Origin of the sequence: Streptomyces sp. NPDC001816 (assembly GCF_042892235.1) — a bacterium.
GTDB lineage: Bacteria > Actinomycetota > Actinomycetes > Streptomycetales > Streptomycetaceae > Streptomyces.
The window spans coordinates 111,404-131,889 of the sequence record NZ_JBIATY010000020.1 but is presented as its reverse complement, the minus strand read 5'-3'; the positions used below and the strand labels follow the sequence as shown (position 1 = coordinate 131,889).

Genomic DNA, 20,486 nt, shown 5'->3' with positions numbered 1-20,486 from the left:
GCCCGTCCCCCTCGACGTACCTCGCACCAGACATTCTCAGGCGACACCCGACGGCCTGTCAGCTCGTTCGCCGAACACCACATGGCTCAATCCCCTGTCCTCCTCGCCGGGCTCGTCGGCCCACGCGCTCGGGTCGAGGCCGAGGACCACGATCCCGTCCTGGGTCCCCACCGCGACCTGGCCCTCGCCCAGTGCGGTCAGGGCGTGGCAGCGCAGTCCCAGCCGTACGGTGTGCAGCAGCCGGGTGCCGGTGCGGTCCCACACCCGCAGCTCGCCCTCTCGGCTCACGGTGACCAGCGCGCGGTGCCCGGCCGTGGGGGCGCGGACCACCGCCGGCGCGGCCAGCCGCCCCGTGTGCCCGGGGAACAGCGGGTTCCAGTGCCCGTCCGGTGAGGCCGACCACCAGACGTGGTGGCCGCCCTCACCGGTGACGGCCAGGGCGGTCGTCGCGCCGTACGGGATTGCGGTCAGCGCCGTGAACGGCCCGGGCAGCCCCGTGTCGGCGGACCCCAGCAGGGTTCCGGTGCGCGCGTCCCACCAGCACAGCCCGCCGGACTCGGTGAGCCCGGCGAAGGCCTGCTGTCCGTCGGCGAGCCGGAGCCCGGCCAGGAACTGCACCGGCCCGCCACCCGGCGCCGGCCCGGCCGGTACGGCCGCCTCGATCCGCTCCGTCGCGTCGGCGACGCCGCCGATCCGGACGCTTCCGTCGGTGTGGGCCGTGGCCAGCAGCCAGCCGCCCGCGGTGTCCTCCAGGGACGCCATGGCGACGACGGGGCCGCCCGGGTCCGGCGCGGTGCGGCGGGCGCCGTCGGCCGCGCCGAAGCGGGCGACACCGCCGTCGGCGTACGCCACGCACAGCAGGCCGCCGTCGGCCGGGTCGGCGGTCTCGGCCAGGGCGCGGACCGGGGACAGCGGTGGCGCCGGCTGTCCGACCGCGCTCCCGGCCCGCGGGCCCCACAGCCGTACGGTCCCGTCCTGACCCGCCGTCGCCAAGACCACCCCGTCCTGCGGATCGGTGTACGCCGTCACCGCGTGCACCGGACCCTCATGCCCCGCGAGCCGGCCCAACTCCCGCTCGCCCCGCGGGTCCCACAGCCGCACGGTCCCGTCCCGACCCGCCGTCGCCAGCACCACACCGTCCTCCGGATCGGTGTACGCCGTCACCGCGTGCACCGGACCCTCATGCCCCGCGAGCCGGCCCAACTCCCGCCCGTCCCGCGGGTCCCACAGCCGCACGGTCCCGTCCCGACCCGCCGTCGCCAGCACCACACCGTCCTGCGGATCGGTGTACGTCGTCACCGCGTGCACGCCGGTGTCGTGGGCCCGCCACTCGCGCTCGAAACGGCGGCGGTCCGGCCGCCACACCAGGACCCAGCCCTTGCCGTCGGCCGTGACGAGCCGCTCGCGTCGTGGGCCGGGACCGGGCAGCGTGTAGACGGTCATGCCGTGCACCGGGCCACGGTGGCCGGTGCGGTGGTGCCGGTCCTCCCGCTCCTCGGCCGGGTCGAACAGCCAGAGCCGGCCCTGGAGATCGCCGATCGCCAGCTTTCCCGCGAACGGCGCCATGGCCCGTACGGCGTCCCCGAGCAGCGAGTACTCCGTGTTCGCCGGGCGTCCGGTCAGCACGTCCCAGAGCCGCAGCGTCCGGTCGTCCCCGGCGGCGGCGAGCCAGTCCTTGCCGCTCGGTCCGCACAGCGGGGTGAGCACCCACTGGGATCCGTCCTGGGGTCCGCCGCGCAGCGCGGGCGCCGTTTCGAGGCCGGTGCTCAGGTCCCAGGCCCGCACCACCCCGGCGTCCCCGGCGCCGACCAGCAGCTGCCGCCCGTCCGTGCGCCGGGCGAGCACCCGCAGGGACCGCATCGGGACGTGCAGGTCGGCGAGGGTCACGTGCGGGGCGTGCGGCTGCAGCGCGGCCCAGCGCACGGTCCAGGGCGCGGCGGGACCGTCGTAGTCCTGGGCGGGCGGGGCCGGGGCGGCGCCCGTGGTCCGCCAGGTGCCGAGTTCGCGCAGTCCTCTGCGGTCGCCCGGACCCGCGGTCACGGCCAGGTGCACCAGGGCCAGGGCCCCGGTGACCGCCGCGGGCAGCGCGCCGAGCCCGGCGCCGGACCGCAGCGCGGCGCCGGCCAGCGCCGCCGGGTCGAGATGGTCGAGCACCCCGGGGTGGTCGGCCAGCACCCGCCATCCCCTGGGCCCCGCCTCGGCGGCGTGCGCGGAGAGATGGCGCAGCAGGTAGGGGTGCGGCCGGGGCAGGGCCGTCATCCGCTCGTCCTTCGTCGCGGCGAGGCGGGTCAGGGCGGTGACGACGGCGAGCCGGTCGTCTCGCGCCCGGGCGGTGTCCTGCGTGGCGTCGTCCTGTCGGTCGCCGGCCTGTCCGTCGTCGGTCTGTCGGTCGCCGGTCTGTCCGTCGTCGGTCTGTCGGTCGCCGGTCTGTCCGTCGCCGGCCTGCGTGTCGCCGGCCTGCGTGTCGCCGGCCTGCGTGTCGTCGCCGAGGAGGAAGTCACGGAAGGTGCGGTGCGCCAGGCGGTAGACGGCCTGTCCGTCCTCGGCGTCGAGCATGATGTACGGTGCCGCCGCCTGCGACACGGCCTCCAGGAGCCCGGCGTCGACGGGGGTGTCGCTCAGCGCCGAGGCGACGGTGGCCCAGATCCGCTCGGCCCGCGGAAGCCCGTGGCCCTGCGCGAAGGCCAGCGCGCGCAGCACGGCCGTACTACCCGGCAGCGCGACCTGCAGGCGCTGGACGACAGCGGCGAACAGCCGTCGGTGGTCCTTGCCGAGCAGGTCGGCCAGGTCCGCCCGTCTGCTGTCCAGCAGCAGCGACGGGTCGGCGATGATCTCGTGCACGGCCAGCGTGGCGTAGAGGAAGTCGCGCTCCGCGCCCGCCTGCGGTGCCACGACGAGGACGCCGACGCGCTGCACGGCCGCCTCCAGGTCGATGTCCAGGTGCTGGAACGCGGCGCGTTCGGCGCGCAGGACCTCGCGCACGTAGATGGCGAGATCCTGCGGATCCGGGCGCAGGCGCAGGGTGTTCGCCGCGTCGCACCCCAGCCCGTCGAGCAGGTCCTCGGTGACGGCACGCGGTACGTCGAGGCTGTCCGCGGACGACGGCCGGGTGCCGGCCACCACCCGTACGCCGGGCAGCGCGCCGAGCAGGCGCAGCAGGTCGGCGAGCCGGTTCGGGTCGGCGGACGCGTCCAGCCCGTCGGCGAACAGGGTCCTGCGCCGCCGGCCGACGGACCGGACGGCGTCCAGGAGGGCGCGTATGCGTTCGTCGTCGCCCGCCGTGTCGGGTGGGGCCGGTACGGCGAACACCTGGGCCAGCTGGCCGACGACCTGCCGGACCGAGGCGCCGGTGAGGTTCAGGAAGGTGTCCGCGCGGGGCAGCGGGACGTCCTCGGGCCACGGTTCGTGCCGGGGTGCGTCACCGGCCGTGGCCGGCTCCGCGGACCGGCCGGTCCGTAACAGGATGTGGCCCAGCAGCGCGGACTTGCCGCAGCCGGGCGGTCCGGTGACCGCCAGCAGGCCGTGGTCGGCGGCCGCCAGCCAGTCGGCGATCCGGCTGCGCTCCTCGGTCCGGCCGACGAAGAACCATGACAGCTCGCCGGTGGGGGCGTCCGTCTCGACCGGGGTACGCGGCGGCGGCACCACGGCCTGGGCCTGGGCCGATCCGGCCGGTTCCGGGGACGGCAGGAGTTCCCCGCGCGGCCGGGCGTAGTCCTCCAGCGTCATGATCACGGGCCGGCCCGCCGGGTTCCGTCGGGCCACCTGCTCGTCTCCTTCGAGCAGGCACAGCACCCGGCCCGGCGACAGCAGGTCCTGGATGCGCTGTGCCAGGTCCCTGAGCCGGATGTGGCTGTAGTTGTCGGAGAACTCGGCCAGCACCCGGGTGAGCACCTCACGGAAGGAGGCCACGTACCCGCTGCCCTGGTCCGCGCCCGAGCCGATGAGCAGCAGGCGGACGGCGGCGCGCCGCTGGAGGACGTACGCCAGCAGCTTCTCGACGAACCGGGCGGCACCGCAGGCCTCGACGACCACGACCGCCCAGCAGTCCTCGACCGCCCGGCGCCGGAAGTTGTCCACGAGGTGCTTGCCCAGCTCCTCGGGCGTGACGGAGTCGTCCTCACCGTCGGTGCCGGCGCCGCGCACGGCGAGCAGGGCGTCGTCCTGGTTGGACTCGCCATGGCCGAACCACAGCAGCATGGAGTTGCGCGGCGGGCGTGCCGAGGACCATTCCCGCAGCCGGACCTGGGTGGCGCCCAGGGTGCGGTCCTCACCCTCCCAGGCCCGGTACTCACCGCCCCAGTCGCTCAGCAGCCGGGCCACGGCGTCCGCTTCGGCCACGACCTCGTGGACCTCGGCGAACCGGTCGCCGTCGACATAGCTGTCCATCGGCACCGTGACGACGGCGAAGCCCTCGTCCTCTGCGTCCCCGTCCATGCGGCCCCAGCCCCCCGTGCGTCGTCCCGTCTCCGCGTCCCCGGCCCGGTCAGGCCACCATGACCAGCCGGGTCACCGGGTCGCCTCCGCCGCCCACCTTCACGCGGTACAGCCCGGGTGCGTCGAGCCGGACGCGGGCGCCGAGCACGCCGTCGCGCCCCGGTACGGGCATCAGCACGGGCCTGCGGACCGGGTCCTGGAGCATCTCGGCACCGGCGTCCTCCACCAGGCAGCTGACCCGGCCCGGGTCCTGTTCGGTGCGCACCACGACCTCGAACTCGGTGCCGACCGGAACCCGGTCCGGGAGGTCGAGGCCCACGTCGGTGCCGCCGAGCCGGGCGCCGCGCCGGCCTCCGGTGAGCAGGCCCTGGGCGAAGTCGACGACCGAGCCGGTGACCGCGAGTGCGGCGTGCTGCTGGGCCACGGAGTACGTGTCCACGTCGCCGTGCGTGGTCGAGTAGCGGTAGACGGTCCCGTCGCCGCCGTGGTCGAACTCGACCAGCCGGCCGATGCCGTCGCGCAGGAGTTCGCCGTCGTCGTGCCGGTCGTAGCCGACGTTCCGGGCCTCGACCACCCCGTCGCGGATGCGCAGCGACTGCGTGGTGGGCTGGGCCGTGCCCTCCACGATCCGGTGGCCCGGCAGCGCGGCCTTGTCCAGTCGGGCGTGCAACTCGAAGGCGTCGCGGGCCAGTTCATGGTCCCCGCCGATGCTCTCCACGTCGGACGGGGTCAGCGCCACAACGTCGTCCCCGGTGTCCAGGCAGCGGTAGCTGGGCAGCAGGTCGTGCACTCCGGGCAGGGTGCGGGCCAGGCGGCTGAGGTTCTTCGCGGGCAGACCCAGCATGCCGCGGCCGCTGTTGAGGATCTCCGTGGCCTTGACGGCACCGTGGAAGGGCGTGCCCACGGTGAGGACGGCGCGCACCTCGTCGACGGCGCCAGGTATCAGCGCGAGCGCAGCGGTCAGCAGGCCGCCCATGGAGTGCGCGACGAGGACGATCCGGGCGGGCCGCTGGTCGGGGGCGCGGTCGCGGGCCGCCACGCAGGCGGGGTGGGCACGCCAGGCGGTGAGATGCCGGTCGACCGCGTCGGCCAGCAACCTGGCGTTGTGTTCGACGGGAAGGCGCCAGTCGTAGCCGAACTCGGCGACCGCGTCACGATGGACGGCGACCTTGCGCAGGCTCTTCACCAGCGGCGTGTACGGCTCGAACCCGTCGGTGAGCGGCATCCAGGCGGGCGTGCGCAGCAGTCGGCCGGGCACCACCCGGCCGAGGCGGCCCGCTCGCTCGTCCTCGGTCAGCGCGAGCGCGTCCATGCCCTTGTCGAGGTCCCAACGGGCGGCGTACTCGGCCACCTTGGTCATACCCCAGAGCATGCGCCCCGTGGCGGCCTCGTATAACTCCGTGCCCATGATCCCGGGTACGACCAGGACGGCGTCGTGCGTCGCCACCGGCCGGACCGGGGGCCTGTCCCGGGGAATCGTCGGATACATGTAGCAAAGCTACTAGAGGAACGTACGAGGAGATGCCGACTTGGCGGCACATTCTGTGCGCACGTGCCACCAGCGAATTGTGCGATTCGGTGAAGCGAAAGGCTGATTCGTCATAACCCGGACGGGTAACCGAGCGTTTCCTCCTTTGCGGGCGAGTGCCCGCGACCATGTATGGAAGGCAGGGAACCTATGAAGCGGGTTACCCGAAACAGCGTGATCGCTGTCGTGGCCGCCTCGGGCGCGATGGCCGTGGCGGGGTCGGCGTACGCCGACTCGACGGCGAACGGCTCCACGGCCGGTTCGCCCGGTGTGATCTCCGGCAACACCATCCAGCTCCCGGTGCACGTCCCGGTGAACGTCTGCGGGAACACCGTGAACGTCGTGGGGCTCCTGAACCCGGCCGCGGGCAACTCCTGTGCCAACGTGGGCGGTGCGGGCGGCACCTCCGGCGGCGCGACGGCGACGGGCGCGGCCACGGACTCCCCGGGCGTCATCAGCGGCAACAACATCCAGTTGCCCGTGCATGCGCCGGTGAACGTCAGCGGCAACACGGTGAACGCGCCCGGGGCCCTCAACCCGGTGTTCGGCAACACGTCCGTGAACGGCGGCTCCAGCGTCACCACGCCGCCGGTCAAGACGCCGCCGGTTCAGACCCCGCCGGTCAAGACCCCGCCGGTCGTGACCCCGCCGGTTCAGACCCCGCCGGTCAAGACCCCGCCGGTCAAGACCCCGCCGGTCAAGACCCCGCCCGTCAAGACCCCGCCGGTCCAGACCCCGCCGGTCAAGACCGTGCCTCCGGTGAAGAAGCCGCCCGTGGGCCAGCCGCAGCCGGGTCACGTCATCACCGTGCACCCCGGCACGACGCCGCTCGCGCACACCGGTGCGGACGGCATGCTGCCCGTCGCCGGCGCGAGCGTGGCCCTGCTCCTCGGCGGGATCGTCCTGCGCCGGCGATTCCAGGCCACGGCAGCACGCTGACCCGACTCACGGCGTCCGCGCCCCGGCAATGACGCTCACCTGCGCATTGCCGGGTAAGCAGCAGCCGGAAATCTTGATCCACCCGAGACTGCCGGTTCCGGGCAATGTAAATGTTGGCCGGATACCGTCATCCTCCAGCCGGCGCCGGGCACGGTGCCGTCGTCCAGGGGATCAGGAGTCGTAGTGGCAGTGAAGATACGGAGACCGGGAGCCGCCGCCGTCGCACTCGCGGCAGCAGCGGCGGCCGCGGTCGTATGGGGCCCCGCCCTGCCCGCCGCCGCTTCCGGATACACGGCCTCGGCCGGTCCGTGGAACACCGCGGCCGGCGTGACCGGCTCGGACGGCCAGCAGAGTCTGATCGACGTCAAGGTGGCCGGTGACGGCACGGCGTTCGCCCTGTGGCGCGACAAGCAGGCCGGGGCCTCCAGCTGGGAGGTCCGGGCCGCCGTCCGGCCCGCCGGCAGCGACACGTGGGGGGCGCCCAGGACGCTGCTCACGGACCAGGGCGCGAGCGCCAGGGCCGTGCTGGCGGTGACCGCCGACGGCGGTGCCGTGGTGACCTGGCTGACCGGCAGCGGCGCCGACGGCTCGCTGGCCGCCCGCTTCACCGCCTGGGACGCGGCGGCGGGCGGTTGGTCGGACCCGGGCACGCTCGCGACCCACGACGGCCTGGACATGTCCACTCCGCGTCTGGCCGCCGCGGCCGACGGCACCGTCACCGCCGTGTGGGACCAGGGTGACGGCTCCCTGCACCACCAGGTGATGACCGCCACCCTCGCCCCCGGCGCGTCAGCCTGGTCCGCGGCCGAGCCGCTGGGCTCCTTCGACAAGGGCTCCTTCTGGAGCCTCGACCTGGCGGTGGCCCCCGACGGAGCGGCCACCATTGTGTGGGAGACCCACGACAAGCTCGACGACGACCAGCACGTCGTCTCCACCGTCACCCGTTCCTCCGCCACCGGCGACTGGAGCAGCCCCGCGGTCCTGCCCGGCACCACCGCCACCGCCGGCGACGCGCAGGTGTCGATGGACGCCCACGACCGCACCACCGTGCTGTGGCACGATGCCAACGCCACCACGAACAAGACCGACTTGAAGTCCGCGACCCGGACGTCGCCCACGGGGGACTGGGGCTCCGCGCAGACCGCGGTCGGCTCGATCGACGACGGCGACGACAGCGGCCCGCTGGCCGCCCCCAACGGGGATGTCACCTACGTGTGGGAGGGCTGGAGCAGCAGCGCCGGCACCCCGGCCGTGCAGACCACCACCCGCAGCGCCGCCACCGGCACCTGGTCCGCGCCGAAGACGCTGTCCACCGGGTACGTCGACCACCAGGTGTCCGCCGCCATCGGCGCCGACGGCACCGTCCAGGTGGTGTGGCCGCAGACGCCCTCCATCGACAACGGCGACGACCACTACCTGGAGTGGGCGGTCCGGGCCGACGGCACGTGGAGCAAGGCGACCGCCCTCAACAGCACGCCCGTCGCCGATGTCCCCAACACGGACGCGCTGTCCGGCGAGATCGCCGCCGGGCCCGACGGCCGGGCCACAGTGGTGTGGCGCCAGGCGGTGTACGCCTCCCCCGGCAGCTACACCTCCCAGCTGTGGGCCCAGTCCCAGACGCTGCTGACCAAGCCGCAGATCACCTCCAAGGCCGCCGTCAGCGGGACCGCCCGCACCGGCTCCAAGCTCACCTGCAACGCGGCCTGGACCGGCTACAACGCCACGGCCGCCTGGTCCTGGCTGCGCGACGGCAAGGCGATCTCGGGTGCCACCGGCAAGACCCGCACCCTGACCTCCGCCGACTACACCCACAAGGTGTCCTGCAAGGTCACGGTCAGCAACGGTGCCGGTGCGACGAGTTCCACCTCTCCGACCGTCACGGTCGCCGTCGGCCCCGCCCTGAAGGTCACCACGGCCCCTTCCATCAGCGGCACCGCGAAGGTCGGCTACAAGCTGACCGCGGCCCACGGGACGTGGTCGCCGACCGCCACCTCCTACACCTACTCCTGGAAGCGCAACGGCATCACCATCACCGGCGCCACCAACTCCACCTACGTGCCGGTGAAGGCCGACCTGGGCCAGAAGATCACCGTCAAGGTCACCGCCCACCGCTACGGCTGGACCAACGGATCGGCCACGACGCCGTCCGTGACCGTGCGCTGAGCAGGTCTCGAACCATCGTCAGGCCCTGGCCGGCCCCAGCGCGCGGATGATGCGCGTCAGGTCGGCCGGGGCCGCGGCAAGGCGGATCGGGGTGCCGGCGTCGTCGAGTTCGGCGATGTGCCAGCTCCTGGGGACGGTGTCGCCGTCGCTGTCCCGGGCCCGCCGTACGTTCCTGACGGTGAGCCGCTCGACCGGGATGCGCTTCGCCGCGAAGCGGCCCGGACCCGGGGTCACCGCGGGTGCGCCGTCCCCGAGGGCGATGTGGGTGCCGAAGCCGTTCGGGTTGAAGTCGGTGGACTCCAGGAACCGGGCGGACACGAACACCTCGCCCTGCTCCCGCTGTTGGGCCGCTGCGTCGGCCCCGCTCTCCTCCGGCCGTCCGGCCGCAGCCGCGCCCTCGGGCGTAAGGATGCGGGTCGCGCGCCAGGCCCAGGCGAGCAGGGCCAGGGTGAGCAGCGAGCCCGCGGCCGCCCAGATGATCTGTGTGGGCGAGGTGAGCAGGTCGGTGGGGTGCAGGAAGCACAGGGGCAGCAGCCACAGGGCGGTGCCGGCCAGCGCGCCCGCGAACGGCAGGTCCGAGGGAAGGACTTCGTCGTCGGGCAGCCGGCGTCCCCGCAGACGCATCAGCACCTTCGCCGCCGGGTAGCCCGCGGCCAGGGCCAGCAGCGCCGCCACGACGGCCAGGGAGCGGGCGGTGATGATGTGCTCGTGCCAGCTGTTCCCCGCGCCGGCCACCTTCATCACCTGCCCGCGCCAGACGGTCAGTTCCACGTGGTCGCCGGCCTCGAAGTCCTGGGCCGCCTCGGCCGAGACCTGGAGCCGGTGCATCGGCCGGCTGTCCGTGAAGTACAGCCAGCTGGGCTGCTTGGGCGCGTTGACGTCGGTGCTCGCGATCACCGCCGGGACGGTGGACAGGCAGTCGTCCCGCCCGGCGGCGGACGTCTGGGCCGTGCAGGGCGTGGCCCGGCGCCAGGCCTGCTCGTCCGACGCGGCGCTCGGGATGAACCACGCGGCCACGCCGGCGGCCACGAGCAGCAGCGCACAGAGGGCCAGCGACCCCACCGAGCCCCTGCCCGCGGTGCGGCGCGGATGCGGTTGAACATTGGTCATGGTGCACAGCTTCCGTCCCAGCACGCCGCCGCTTCTTGTGCGGATCCCGGCAGTGTCCGGGCGGCCGATCTTGCCGGGTTGCCACCCGCTCCGACCTGCGGAGCAGGCGTTCAGGTGATCGCCGTCTCCCGTGGTCCCGGCGCCGGCCGGGCCGGGACCGCCCCGGACCTCGGCAGGCTGAGGACCATCGTGAGCCCGCCTCCGGGGGTGTCCTCGGCGTTCAGCGTGCCGCCGATCGCCTCCGCGAAGCCGCGGGCCACCGCCAGGCCGAGCCCCACTCCGGCGCCGCGGGGTGAGTCGCCGTAGCGCTGGAAGGGTTCGAAGATGCGGGACTTGGCCTCGTCGGGCACGCCCGGCCCGCGGTCGACGACGCGGACCTCCACCCGGCCGGCGAGGGCGCTGGCCGCGACCAGGACCGGCTCGCCCGGCGGGCTGTACTTGACCGCGTTCTCCACGACGTTGGCGACCGACCGCTCCAGCAGGCCCCGGTCCACGTCGACCATGGGCAGGGTCTCCGGGATGTCCAGCTCGACGCTGTCCTCGGGTACGCCGCCCAGCGCCATCGGGATCACCTCGTCCAGGTCGGTCTCGCGCAGGAGCGGGGTGACGGTGCCGGTCTGCAGGCGGGACATGTCGAGGAGGTTGCCGACGAGGTGGTCCAGGCGGTCGGCGCCCTCCTCGATGGCGGCGAGAAGTTCCGCCTGGTCGGCCTCCGACCATTCGATGTCGTCCGTGCGCAGGGACGTGACCGCCGCCTTGATGCCGGCGAGCGGGGTGCGCAGGTCGTGGCTGACGGCGGCCAGCAGGGCGGTGCGGATGCGGTTGCCCTCGGCCAGTTCCTTGGCCTGGTCGGCCTCCTGCTGGAGGCGGCGGCGGTCCAGGACCACGACGGCCTGTGCGGCGAAGGCGGCCAGCACCCGGCGGTCCTCGGCGGGCAGGACACGGCCGGACAGGGCGAGGGACATGTGGTCGCCGGCCGGGACCTCGACGTCCGCGTCCTCGGGGGTGGTGCAGGGGCGCGGGCCCACGCTGCCCGCGCAGGTCCAGGGCGCCACGTCGCCCTCGCGTTCCAGCAGGGCCACCGACTCCATGCCGAAGGTCTCCCGGACCCGCTCCAGCAGGTCCTCCAGGCCGGTCTCGCCGCGCAGCACACTGCCCGCGAGGAAGGACAGGATCTCCGACTCCGCTCGCAGCCGCGCCGCCTGGTGAGTGCGCCGGGCCGCCAGGCCCACCACCGAGGCGACCGACGCGGCCACCCCGACGAAGATCGCGATGGCGACGATGTTCTCCGGGTCGGCGATCGTCAGGGTGTGGACGGGCGGGGTGAAGTACCAGTTCAGCAGGAGGGATCCGACCACCGCCGAGGCCAGGGCCGGGAAGAGGCCGCCCAGCAGGGCCGCCGCCACGGTCGCCGTCAGGAACAGCAGCATGTCGTTGGCGAGCCCGACGTCCGGGAACACACCGCTCAGCAGCCAGGTCAGCAGGACGGGCCCGGCGATACCGACCAGCCAGCCCCAGCTGATCCGGGCCCGGCCGAGCCGCGCGCCCCGGGCCACGGGCAGTCCGCGGCCCTTGCCCGCCTCGTCGTGGGTGATGAGGTGGACGTCGAGGTCGGGACCCGACTCCACGGCCACCGTGGCGCCGACGCCGGGCCCGAAGACGTACTGCCAGCCCTTGCGGCGCGAGACGCCGAGCACGATCTGGGTGGCGTTGACACCACGGGCGAAGTCCAGCAGCGCGGCCGGTATGTCGTCGCCGACCACATGGTGGAAGGTGCCGCCCAGGTCCTCCACCAGGGTGCGCTGGACGGCGAGTTCCTTCGGGGAGGCCGAAGTCAGGCCGTCGCTGCGGGAGATGTAGACCGCCATCACCTCACCGCCGGCGCCCTTCTCCGCCAGCCGGGCCGCGCGCCGGATCAGGGTGCGTCCCTCGGGGCCGCCGGTCAGGCCGACCACGATCCGCTCGCGCGAGCCCCAGATGGCCGAGACCCGGTGCTCGGTGCGGTACTCCTGCAGATAGGCGTCGACCCGGTCGGCCACCCACAGCAGCGCCAGCTCGCGCAGGGCGGTGAGATTGCCGGGCCGGAAGTAGTTGGACAGGGCCGCGTCGACCTTGTCCGGCTTGTAGATGTTGCCGTGCGCCATACGGCGGCGCAGCGCCTCCGGCGACATGTCGACCAGTTCGATCTGCCCGGCCCGCCGTACGACCTCGTCGGGCACCGTCTCCCGCTGCCGCACCCCGGTGATCGACTCGACCACGTCGCCGAGGGACTCCAGGTGCTGGATGTTGACGGTCGAGATCACGTCGATCCCGGCCGCGAGCAGCTCCTCGACGTCCTGCCAGCGCTTGGTGTTCCGGGAGCCGGGGACGTTGGTGTGCGCCAGCTCGTCGACGAGGGCCACCTGGGGACGGCGGGCGAGGACCGCGTCGACGTCCATCTCGGTGAAGGCGCTGTCCCGGTACTCGATCTCCTTGCGGGGTATCTGCTCCAGACCGTGCAGCATCACCTCGGTGCGCGGCCGGTGGTGGTGCTCGACGAACGCGACCACGCAGTCGGTGCCCCGCTCCACCCGGCGGTGCGCCTCGGACAGCATGGCGTAGGTCTTGCCGACGCCTGGAGCCGCGCCGAGGTAGATACGGAGTCTGCCGCGTGCCATGGTCACCCTTCGAAGCGGTAGCCCATGCCGGGCTCGGTGATGAGATAACGGGGACTCGAGGGATCGGACTCGAGTTTGCGTCGCAACTGGGCCATGTAGACCCGCAGATAGTTGGTCTTGTTGCTCTGGGAGACGCCCCAGACCTCGTGCAGCAACTGCTTCTGGGTGATCAGGCGGCCCGGGTGGGTCACCAGGATCTCCAGCAGGTGCCATTCGGTCGGGGTCAGGCGTACGTCATGGCCGTCCCGTACGACCTTCTTCGCGAGCAGGTCGATGGTGAACCCGTCCGTCCGGACCAGCGTGGTCTCCGGGACCGTCGGCAGGTCCTCGGTACGGCGGACGGCGGCCCGCAGCCGGGCCAGGAGTTCGTCCATGCTGAACGGCTTGGTGATGTAGTCGTCGGCGCCGGCGTCGAGGGCCGAGACCTTCTCGTCGGAGGACCGCCGGGCGGACAGGACCAGGATCGGTACCCGGGTCCAGCCGCGCACGGCCTTGATGACGTCGACGCCGTCCATGTCGGGCAGGCCGAGGTCCAGCAGCACCACGTCCGGCTGGCGGGCCGCCGCAAGGCGCAGCGCGGTGGCGCCGTCGGGGGCCGCGTCGACGCCGTACTTGCGGGCCTGCAGATTGATCACGAGGGCCCGTACGAGCTGCGGGTCGTCCTCCACCACGAGCACCCGGGTCATGGGTGTACGCCTCTCCTGTCATGGCTGCGGGAGCCGGCGGTGCCGGGATGTCTCCCGGTCCGCCGGCTCCCGTGCGGGTCGCGTAAGGCCGTCACTGCTTGGCCGCGAGATCCTTGAGCGCGATGTTGAGTTCGAGGACGTTCACCCGGGGCTCGCCCATGAAGCCCAGGGTGCGGCCCTCGGTGTGGTCCTTGACCAGCTTCTCGACCGCGGCGACGGACAGACCGTTCTTCGCGGCGACCCGGTGCACCTGGAGGTCGGCGTACTCCGGGGAGATGGCCGGGTCCAGGCCGGAGCCGGAGGAGGTGACGGCGTCGGCGGGGACCTGTGCGGGGCTGACGGTGTAGCCCGGCACGGAGTTGTCCTCGACCACCTTGGCCTTGGCTTCCTCTACCTGCTTGACCAGGTCCTTGTTGTCGGCCGCCAGGTTGGTCGCGCCCGAAAGGATCAGCTTGTACTGGGTGTTGACCGAGTTCGTACCCAGTCCATTGGCAGGGCGGGGCTGGAAGTACTTGAGGCTGTAACCCTGTTGCCCGATCAGCGACGAGCCGACGACCTTGCCGTCCGCCTTGATCTCGGAGCCGTTCGCCTTGTCGTGGAACAGCCCCTGGGCGATGCCGGTGACGACCAGCGGGTAGATGACGCCGGTCACCAGGGTCAGTACGAGCAGCGCCCGCAGGCCCGCCCCGAGCAATCGGACGGTGTTGGTTACGGAGTTGTTCATGGCGATCAGCACGCTTTCAAGAAATTACAGCCCGGGGATGAAGGAGATGATCACGTCGATGATCTTGATGCCGATGAAGGGGGCGATCAGGCCGCCGATGCCGTAGATCCCGAGGTTGCGGCGGAGCATCTTGTCCGCGCTCATCGGCCGGTACCGCACGCCCTTCAGCGACAGCGGCACCAGCGCGATGATGATCAGTGCGTTGAAGACGACGGCCGACAGGATCGCCGAGTTGGGCGAGGACAGCTGCATGATGTTCAGCTTGTCCAGGCCCGGGTAGACCACCGCGAACAGCGCCGGGATGATCGCGAAGTACTTCGCGACGTCGTTGGCGATGGAGAACGTGGTCAGCGCACCGCGGGTGATCAGCAGCTGCTTGCCGATCTCGACGATCTCGATGAGCTTGGTCGGGTTGGAGTCGAGGTCGACCATGTTGCCGGCCTCCTTGGCGGCCGACGTACCGGTGTTCATCGCCACGCCGACGTCCGCCTGCGCGAGCGCGGGCGCGTCGTTGGTGCCGTCGCCGGTCATCGCGACCAGCTTGCCGCCGGCCTGCTCCCGCTTGATGAGGGCCATCTTGTCCTCGGGAGTGGCCTCCGCGAGGAAGTCGTCGACGCCCGCCTCCTCGGCGATCGCCTTGGCGGTCAGCGGGTTGTCGCCCGTGATCATGACCGTCTTGATGCCCATGCGGCGCAGTTCCTCGAACCGCTCCCGCATGCCGTCCTTGACGACGTCCTTGAGGTGGATGACGCCCAGGATCCGGGCGCCTTCGGCGTCGTCGATCGCGACGAGCAGCGGGGTGCCGCCGGCCTCGGAGATGCGGTCGGTCAACGCCTGTGCGTCCTCGGCCACTTCACCGCCCTGCTCCTCCACCCAGGCGATGACCGAGGCGGTGGCGCCCTTGCGGACCTTGCGGCCGTCGACGTCCACACCCGACATACGGGTCTGGGCGGTGAAGGCGATCCACTCGGCGTGCGCCAGCTCACCCTGGTGGCGTTCGCGCAGCCCGTACTTCTCCTTCGCCAGGACGACGATGGAGCGGCCCTCGGGCGTCTCGTCGGCCAGCGACGACAGCTGGGCCGCATCCGCGACCTCCGCCTCGGTGGTGCCCTTCACCGGCACGAACTCGGCGGCCTGGCGGTTGCCGAGGGTGATGGTGCCGGTCTTGTCGAGCAGCAGCGTGGAGACGTCACCGGCGGCCTCGACCGCACGGCCCGACATCGCCAGCACATTGCGCTGCACCAGGCGGTCCATGCCCGCGATGCCGATCGCGGAGAGCAGGGCGCCGATGGTGGTCGGGATCAGACAGACCAGAAGGGCGACCAGCACGACCATCGTCAGGTGCGTGCCCGCGTAGTTCGCGAACGGCGGCAGCGTGGCCACCGCCAGCAGGAAGACGATCGTCAGCGAGGCGAGCAGGATGTTCAGCGCGATCTCGTTCGGCGTCTTCTGCCGGGCCGCGCCCTCGACCAGGTTGATCATCCGGTCGATGAAGGTCTCGCCCGGCTTCGTCGTGATCTTGATGACGATCCGGTCGGAGAGGACCTTCGTACCGCCGGTGACCGCGCTGCGGTCACCGCCGGACTCACGGATGACCGGAGCGGACTCACCGGTGATCGCCGACTCGTCGACCGAGGCGACACCCTCGATGACGTCACCGTCACCAGGGATGATGTCGCCGGCCTCACAGACCACCAGGTCACCGATGGTCAGCGCCGTGCCCGGCACCTGCTCCTCGGTACCGTCCCCCCGCAGCCGGCGCGCGACCGTGTCGGTCTTGGCCTTGCGCAGGGTGTCCGCCTGCGCCTTGCCGCGGCCCTCGGCGACAGCCTCCGCGAGGTTGGCGAAGATCACGGTCAGCCACAGCCAGGCGCTGATGGTCCAGCCGAACCAGTCTGTCGGGTCCTTGAAGGAGAACACCGTGGTCAGGACGGAGCCGATCCACACCACGAACATCACGGGGGACTTGACCATCACCCGCGGGTCGAGCTTACGGAACGCGTCCGGCAGCGACTTGACCAGTGCCTTGGGTTCGAACAGGCCCGCTCCGACACGGCCCTCGGCGGGCTTGTGCCCGGTGGGGACGTCGCTGTGCGGCGCCCTGGTGGGTGTGGCTGTGGACATGGAGTCCTCTGAGTTCTCTGTCTTCTCTATGCGGGTGGTCATCACGCCAGTCCTTCCGCGAGCGGACCCAGGGCGAGGGCCGGGAAGTACGTGAGACCGGTGATGATCAGGATCGCGCCCACCAGCAGGCCGGTGAACAGCGGCTTCTCGGTGCGCAGGGTGCCCGCGGTCACCGGGACGGGCTTCTGCTCGGCGAGCGAGCCGGCCAGCGCCAGCACGAACACCATCGGCAGGAAGCGGCCCAGCAGCATCGCGAGCCCGGTCATGGTGTTGTACCAGTCGGTGTTCGCGTTCAGGCCCGCGAAGGCCGAGCCGTTGTTGTTCGACGCCGACGTGAAGGCGTAGAGCACCTCGGAGAACCCGTGCGCACCCGAGTTGAGCATCGAGTTCGGCGGGGTCGGCAGCGCCATGGAGGCCGCGGAGAAGACCAGCACCAGCGCCGGGGTGATCAGGATGTACGCGGCCGCCAGCTTCATCTCGCGGGCGCCGATCTTCTTGCCCAGGTACTCGGGCGTACGGCCGACCATCAGACCGGCGATGAACACCGCGATGACCGCCATGATCAGCATGCCGTAGAGGCCGGAGCCGGTACCGCCGGGCGCGATCTCGCCCAGCATCATGCTCAGCATCGTGATCCCGCCGCCGAGCCCGGTGAAGGAGGAGTGGAAGGAGTCCACCGCACCGGTCGAGGTGAGCGTGGTCGACACCGCGAAGATCGACGAAGAGCCGACGCCGAAGCGGACCTCCTTGCCCTCCATCGCGCCGCCGGCCGCCTGGAGCGCCGGGCCGTGGTGGGCGAACTCCGTCGCCATCATCAGGGCGACGAAACCGAACCAGATGACGCCCATGGTCGCGAGGATCGCGTAGCCCTGCTTCACCGAGCCGACCATCACGCCGAACGTGCGGGTCAGCGAGAACGGGATCACCAGGATCAGGAAGATCTCGAACAGGTTGGTGAAGGGCGTCGGGTTCTCGAAGGGGTGGGCGCTGTTGGCGTTGAAGTAGCCGCCGCCGTTGGTGCCCAGCTCCTTGATGGCCTCCTGCGAGGCGACCGCACCACCGTTCCACTGCTGCGAACCGCCCATGCTGTGCCCATTAAAGAATTGCCCGACCTCGTGGATGCCGGAGAAGTTCTGGATCGCACCGCACGCCACCAGCACGACGGCGGCGATGACCGCACCCGGCAGCAGGATCCGCAGCGTGCCACGCACCAGGTCGGACCAGAAGTTGCCCAGCTCACCGGTGCGCGAGCGCGCGAAGCCGCGCACCAGCGCCACCGCCACCGCGATACCCACCGCGGCCGAGACGAAGTTCTGCACGGCCAGACCGGCGGTCTGTACGACGTGACCCATGGTCTGCTCGCCGTAGTACGACTGCCAGTTCGTGTTCGTCACGAACGAGACGGCCGTGTTGAACGACTGCGCCGGGTTGACCGAGTCGAAGCCCATCGACCCGGGCAGGACGCCCTGGAGCCGCTGCAGCAGGTAGAGGAACAGGACGCTTACGGCCGAGAAGGCGAGGACACCGCGCAGATACGCGGGCCAGGTCATCTCGGCGTCGGGGTTGGCGCCGATGGCCTTGTAGATCCACTTCTCCACCCGCAGATGCTTGGTCGAGGAGTAGACCCGGGCCATGTAGTTACCGACCGGGACGTAGGCGAGCGCCAGCGCGCCTATGAGGGCGAGCAGCTGGAGCACGCCGGCGAGTACGGGACCCATATCGTGTCTCAGAACCTCTCCGGGAAGATCAGGGCGAGGACGAGATAGCCCAGCAGGGCGACGGCCACGACCAGGCCGACGATGTTCTCGACGGTCACAGCTTCGTCACCCCCTTGGCGACAAGAGCCACCAGCGCGAAACCCGCGATCACGGTGACGACGAAGGCCAGATCGGCCATCGCGAACTCCTGGAGTGAGGTTCGGTTGAAACGGACGTGTAAGAGGAAAGCGCCTCTCTGGCCGGATCTGGTCACCCGTTGACGACCCTCTTACGGTGTCCCTCACGGCTTTGACGGGACTCTTACGGACCCTGATCCGTACCGGCCGGTAAGCGGCCGTGACTGTCGGTGACCCGGCTCACATCAGCCGGAACCGCAGCCGGCAGATCACCGCGTCCGTCTCCCGCCGCACGGCGTGCGCGACAACGGCGCCCCGCTGGTTCTGCAGCAGCCGCTGCCACAGCCGCTCGGGCTCCGTCTCCGGGATCAGGACGGTGACCCGCGTGGCCGGCTCGACGGCGGTCACCTCGCGGACGTACGCGGCGATGGGGCGGCCCAGGCTGCGCCGCTCGCAGGACAGCCGCACCAGGGGCACTCCCGGGTCCCACTCGCCCCAGGCGCGCTCCAGGGCGTGCAGCTGGGTGCGGTCCTCCGGGTCCGGGTAGCAGACGGTGACCGCGCGGACCTCGTCGCCCAGGGAGGCGGCGGCCGTCAGGGCCTCGGAGGTGAGCCGGGACAGGGTCGAGACGGGGACGATCACCAGCGAGCGGTCGCGGTGCGGGGCCTCGGGTATGCGGCCGAGTCCGAGTCGCTCGCCGATCCGGCCGTAGGCGCGGTGCACGGCGCCGAAGGCGGCGACGAGCAGGGGCAGCGCCACCACGATCAGCCAGGCGCCCTCGGTGAACTTGCTCGCGGTGACGACGACCGTCGAGACACCGGTGAGCAGCGCGCCGAAGCCGTTCAGCAGCGCCTTGCCGCGCCAGCCCCTGCCGCGCTCCAGGCGCCAGTGCCGGACCATGCCCACCTGGGCGATGGTGAAGCCGACGAACACCCCGATGGCGAACAGCGGCACCAGGGTGTTGGTGTCGCCGCCCGAGAAGACCAGCAGGGCCGCGGAGACCAGGGCGAGCGCGAGCACACCGTGCCGGTGGACCTGGCGGTCGGCCTTCAGGGCGAAGACGTGCGGCAGGTAGTTGTCGCGGGCGAGCAGCTTCAGCAGCACCGGCAGGCCGCCGAAGGAGGTGTTCGCGGACAGCGCCAGCAGGATCATCGTGGCGAACTGGATGACGTAGAACGCCCAGTTGTGGCCGAGCGAGGCGTCCGCGAGCTGGGCGAGGACGGTGACGCCCTCGACCGGCTGGAGGTGGAAGCGGGAGATCAGCACCGACAGGCCGATCAGCATCAGGCCGAGCACCGCGCCGAGCGCGACCTCCGCACGCTGGGCCCGCCGGGCCCGCGGGACGCGGAAGGAGGGGACGGCGTTGGCGATGGCCTCGACACCGGTCAGCGCGCTGCACCCGGAGGCGAACGCCTTCAGCAGGAGCAGGGTGCCCACGGTGGTGGCGTTGCCCGCGACGACCGAGGCATGCCCGGCCGCGGTCACTGTGCTCACCGGAGCCGACCGGAACAGGCCGACGACGATGAGCACAAAAATGGAGCCCACGAACACGACCGTCGGCACGATGAACGCCTTCGCCGACTCCACGATGCCCCGCAGGTTGACGCCCGTGATCAGCACCAGCACCGCCAGGCACAGCCACAGCCGGTCGTCGTACAGGCCCGGGAAGGCGGAGGTCAGAGCGGCCACGCCCGCGGTGACCGCGACGGCGACGTTGAGTACGTAGTCCAAGATCAGCGAGGCCGCCGCCACCAGGCTGGTCCGCGCACCCAGGTGCGTCCTGGCCACCGCATAGGAGCCGCCGCCGTCCGGGAAAGCCGCGATGACCTGCCGGTACGACGCCACCAGCACCGCGAGGAGTCCGGCGATGGCCAGGGTGACCGGCACGGTGAAGCCGAGGCCGTGGGCGCCCGCGGCGGCCAGCACCAGCACGATCGCCTCCGGGCCGTACGCCACCGACGCCATGGCGTCCAGTGACAGCGCGGCGAGGCCGGTGACGGCGGTGAGGCGATGCCGCTCCCCGGTATCAGGCGGCTCTTCGTCGGCGGGGGCGGCGCCCGGCTGGAGGGTCAGGACGGACATGGGTGCGTGCTCCTTCTTCGTTCAACCGCGCACCAGGTCCGAACGGTGCGCGAGTGCACCCAGGTTGTGTCCGTTCGCGGCCGGGTCCGACTGCTCCTTGCGGCTTCTTCGCGCCCAACCGTCCGACTTTGACGGGATCTTGACGGGTGACATCGGGAATCACCCGATATCCATCAAGATCGCATTAAAACGGTTCTGTCCGGCT

General features: G+C 71.8%; 12 protein-coding genes and 1 pseudogene. 2 read left to right on the top strand and 11 right to left on the bottom strand.

What is annotated here, in order from left to right:
* Positions 1–36 precede the first annotated feature (36 nt).
* Positions 37–4,434, bottom strand: coding sequence for an AAA family ATPase (locus tag ACFYZZ_RS43505; protein ID WP_389189073.1), 4,398 nt, complete (start codon positions 4,432–4,434; stop codon positions 37–39).
* 49 nt (positions 4,435–4,483) lie between these two features.
* Positions 4,484–5,881 carry an esterase/lipase family protein gene (locus ACFYZZ_RS43500; protein WP_389189070.1) on the bottom strand — a complete coding sequence of 466 codons (1,398 nt, stop codon included), beginning with the start codon at positions 5,879–5,881 and terminating at the stop codon, positions 4,484–4,486.
* 255 nt (positions 5,882–6,136) lie between these two features.
* Between ACFYZZ_RS43500 and ACFYZZ_RS43495 the strand changes: the two genes are divergently transcribed.
* A complete protein-coding gene (locus ACFYZZ_RS43495) occupies positions 6,137–6,901 on the top strand; it encodes a chaplin family protein (protein ID WP_389189067.1) in 765 nt (254 codons plus the stop codon).
* 189 nt (positions 6,902–7,090) lie between these two features.
* Positions 7,091–9,064: a hypothetical protein gene (locus ACFYZZ_RS43490; protein ID WP_389189064.1), complete on the top strand. Its 1,974-nt coding sequence runs from the start codon at positions 7,091–7,093 to the stop codon at positions 9,062–9,064.
* Between the two features lie 18 nt (positions 9,065–9,082).
* Here ACFYZZ_RS43490 and ACFYZZ_RS43485 read toward each other — a convergent pair.
* The 9 genes and pseudogenes from ACFYZZ_RS43485 to ACFYZZ_RS43445 all read right to left on the bottom strand — a co-directional run.
* Positions 9,083–10,147, bottom strand: a pseudogene (locus ACFYZZ_RS43485) (PH domain-containing protein); the annotation flags it as partial.
* Between the two features lie 137 nt (positions 10,148–10,284).
* The gene (locus ACFYZZ_RS43480) at positions 10,285–12,831 is read right to left on the bottom strand and encodes a DUF4118 domain-containing protein (protein WP_389189061.1); all 2,547 of its coding nucleotides are present in this window, start codon (positions 12,829–12,831) and stop codon (positions 10,285–10,287) included.
* 2 nt (positions 12,832–12,833) lie between these two features.
* A complete protein-coding gene (locus ACFYZZ_RS43475) occupies positions 12,834–13,517 on the bottom strand; it encodes a response regulator (RefSeq protein ID WP_389189058.1) in 684 nt (227 codons plus the stop codon).
* Positions 13,518–13,608: 91 nt separating this feature from the next.
* Complete coding sequence (locus ACFYZZ_RS43470) at positions 13,609–14,241, bottom strand: potassium-transporting ATPase subunit C (protein ID WP_389189055.1); 633 nt, start codon at positions 14,239–14,241, stop codon at positions 13,609–13,611.
* Between the two features lie 24 nt (positions 14,242–14,265).
* Positions 14,266–16,407, bottom strand: coding sequence for a potassium-transporting ATPase subunit KdpB (gene kdpB / locus ACFYZZ_RS43465; RefSeq protein ID WP_389189052.1), 2,142 nt, complete (start codon positions 16,405–16,407; stop codon positions 14,266–14,268).
* Positions 16,407–18,083, bottom strand: coding sequence for a potassium-transporting ATPase subunit KdpA (gene kdpA, locus ACFYZZ_RS43460; protein ID WP_389189049.1), 1,677 nt, complete (start codon positions 18,081–18,083; stop codon positions 16,407–16,409). The genes kdpB and kdpA overlap by 1 nt, the downstream gene beginning before the upstream one ends.
* 8 nt (positions 18,084–18,091) lie before the next feature.
* Positions 18,092–18,181 carry a K(+)-transporting ATPase subunit F gene (kdpF, locus tag ACFYZZ_RS43455; protein ID WP_067057375.1) on the bottom strand — a complete coding sequence of 30 codons (90 nt, stop codon included), beginning with the start codon at positions 18,179–18,181 and terminating at the stop codon, positions 18,092–18,094.
* Positions 18,178–18,336 (bottom strand): hypothetical protein, encoded by a 159-nt coding sequence (locus ACFYZZ_RS43450; RefSeq protein ID WP_389189046.1) that lies wholly within the window; start codon positions 18,334–18,336, stop codon positions 18,178–18,180. Before ACFYZZ_RS43450 ends, kdpF begins: the two co-directional genes overlap by 4 nt.
* Positions 18,337–18,439: 103 nt before the next feature.
* On the bottom strand, positions 18,440–20,281 hold the full coding sequence (locus ACFYZZ_RS43445; protein WP_389189043.1) for an APC family permease: 1,842 nt from the start codon (positions 20,279–20,281) through the stop codon (positions 18,440–18,442).
* Between the last annotated feature and the right edge of the window lie 205 nt (positions 20,282–20,486).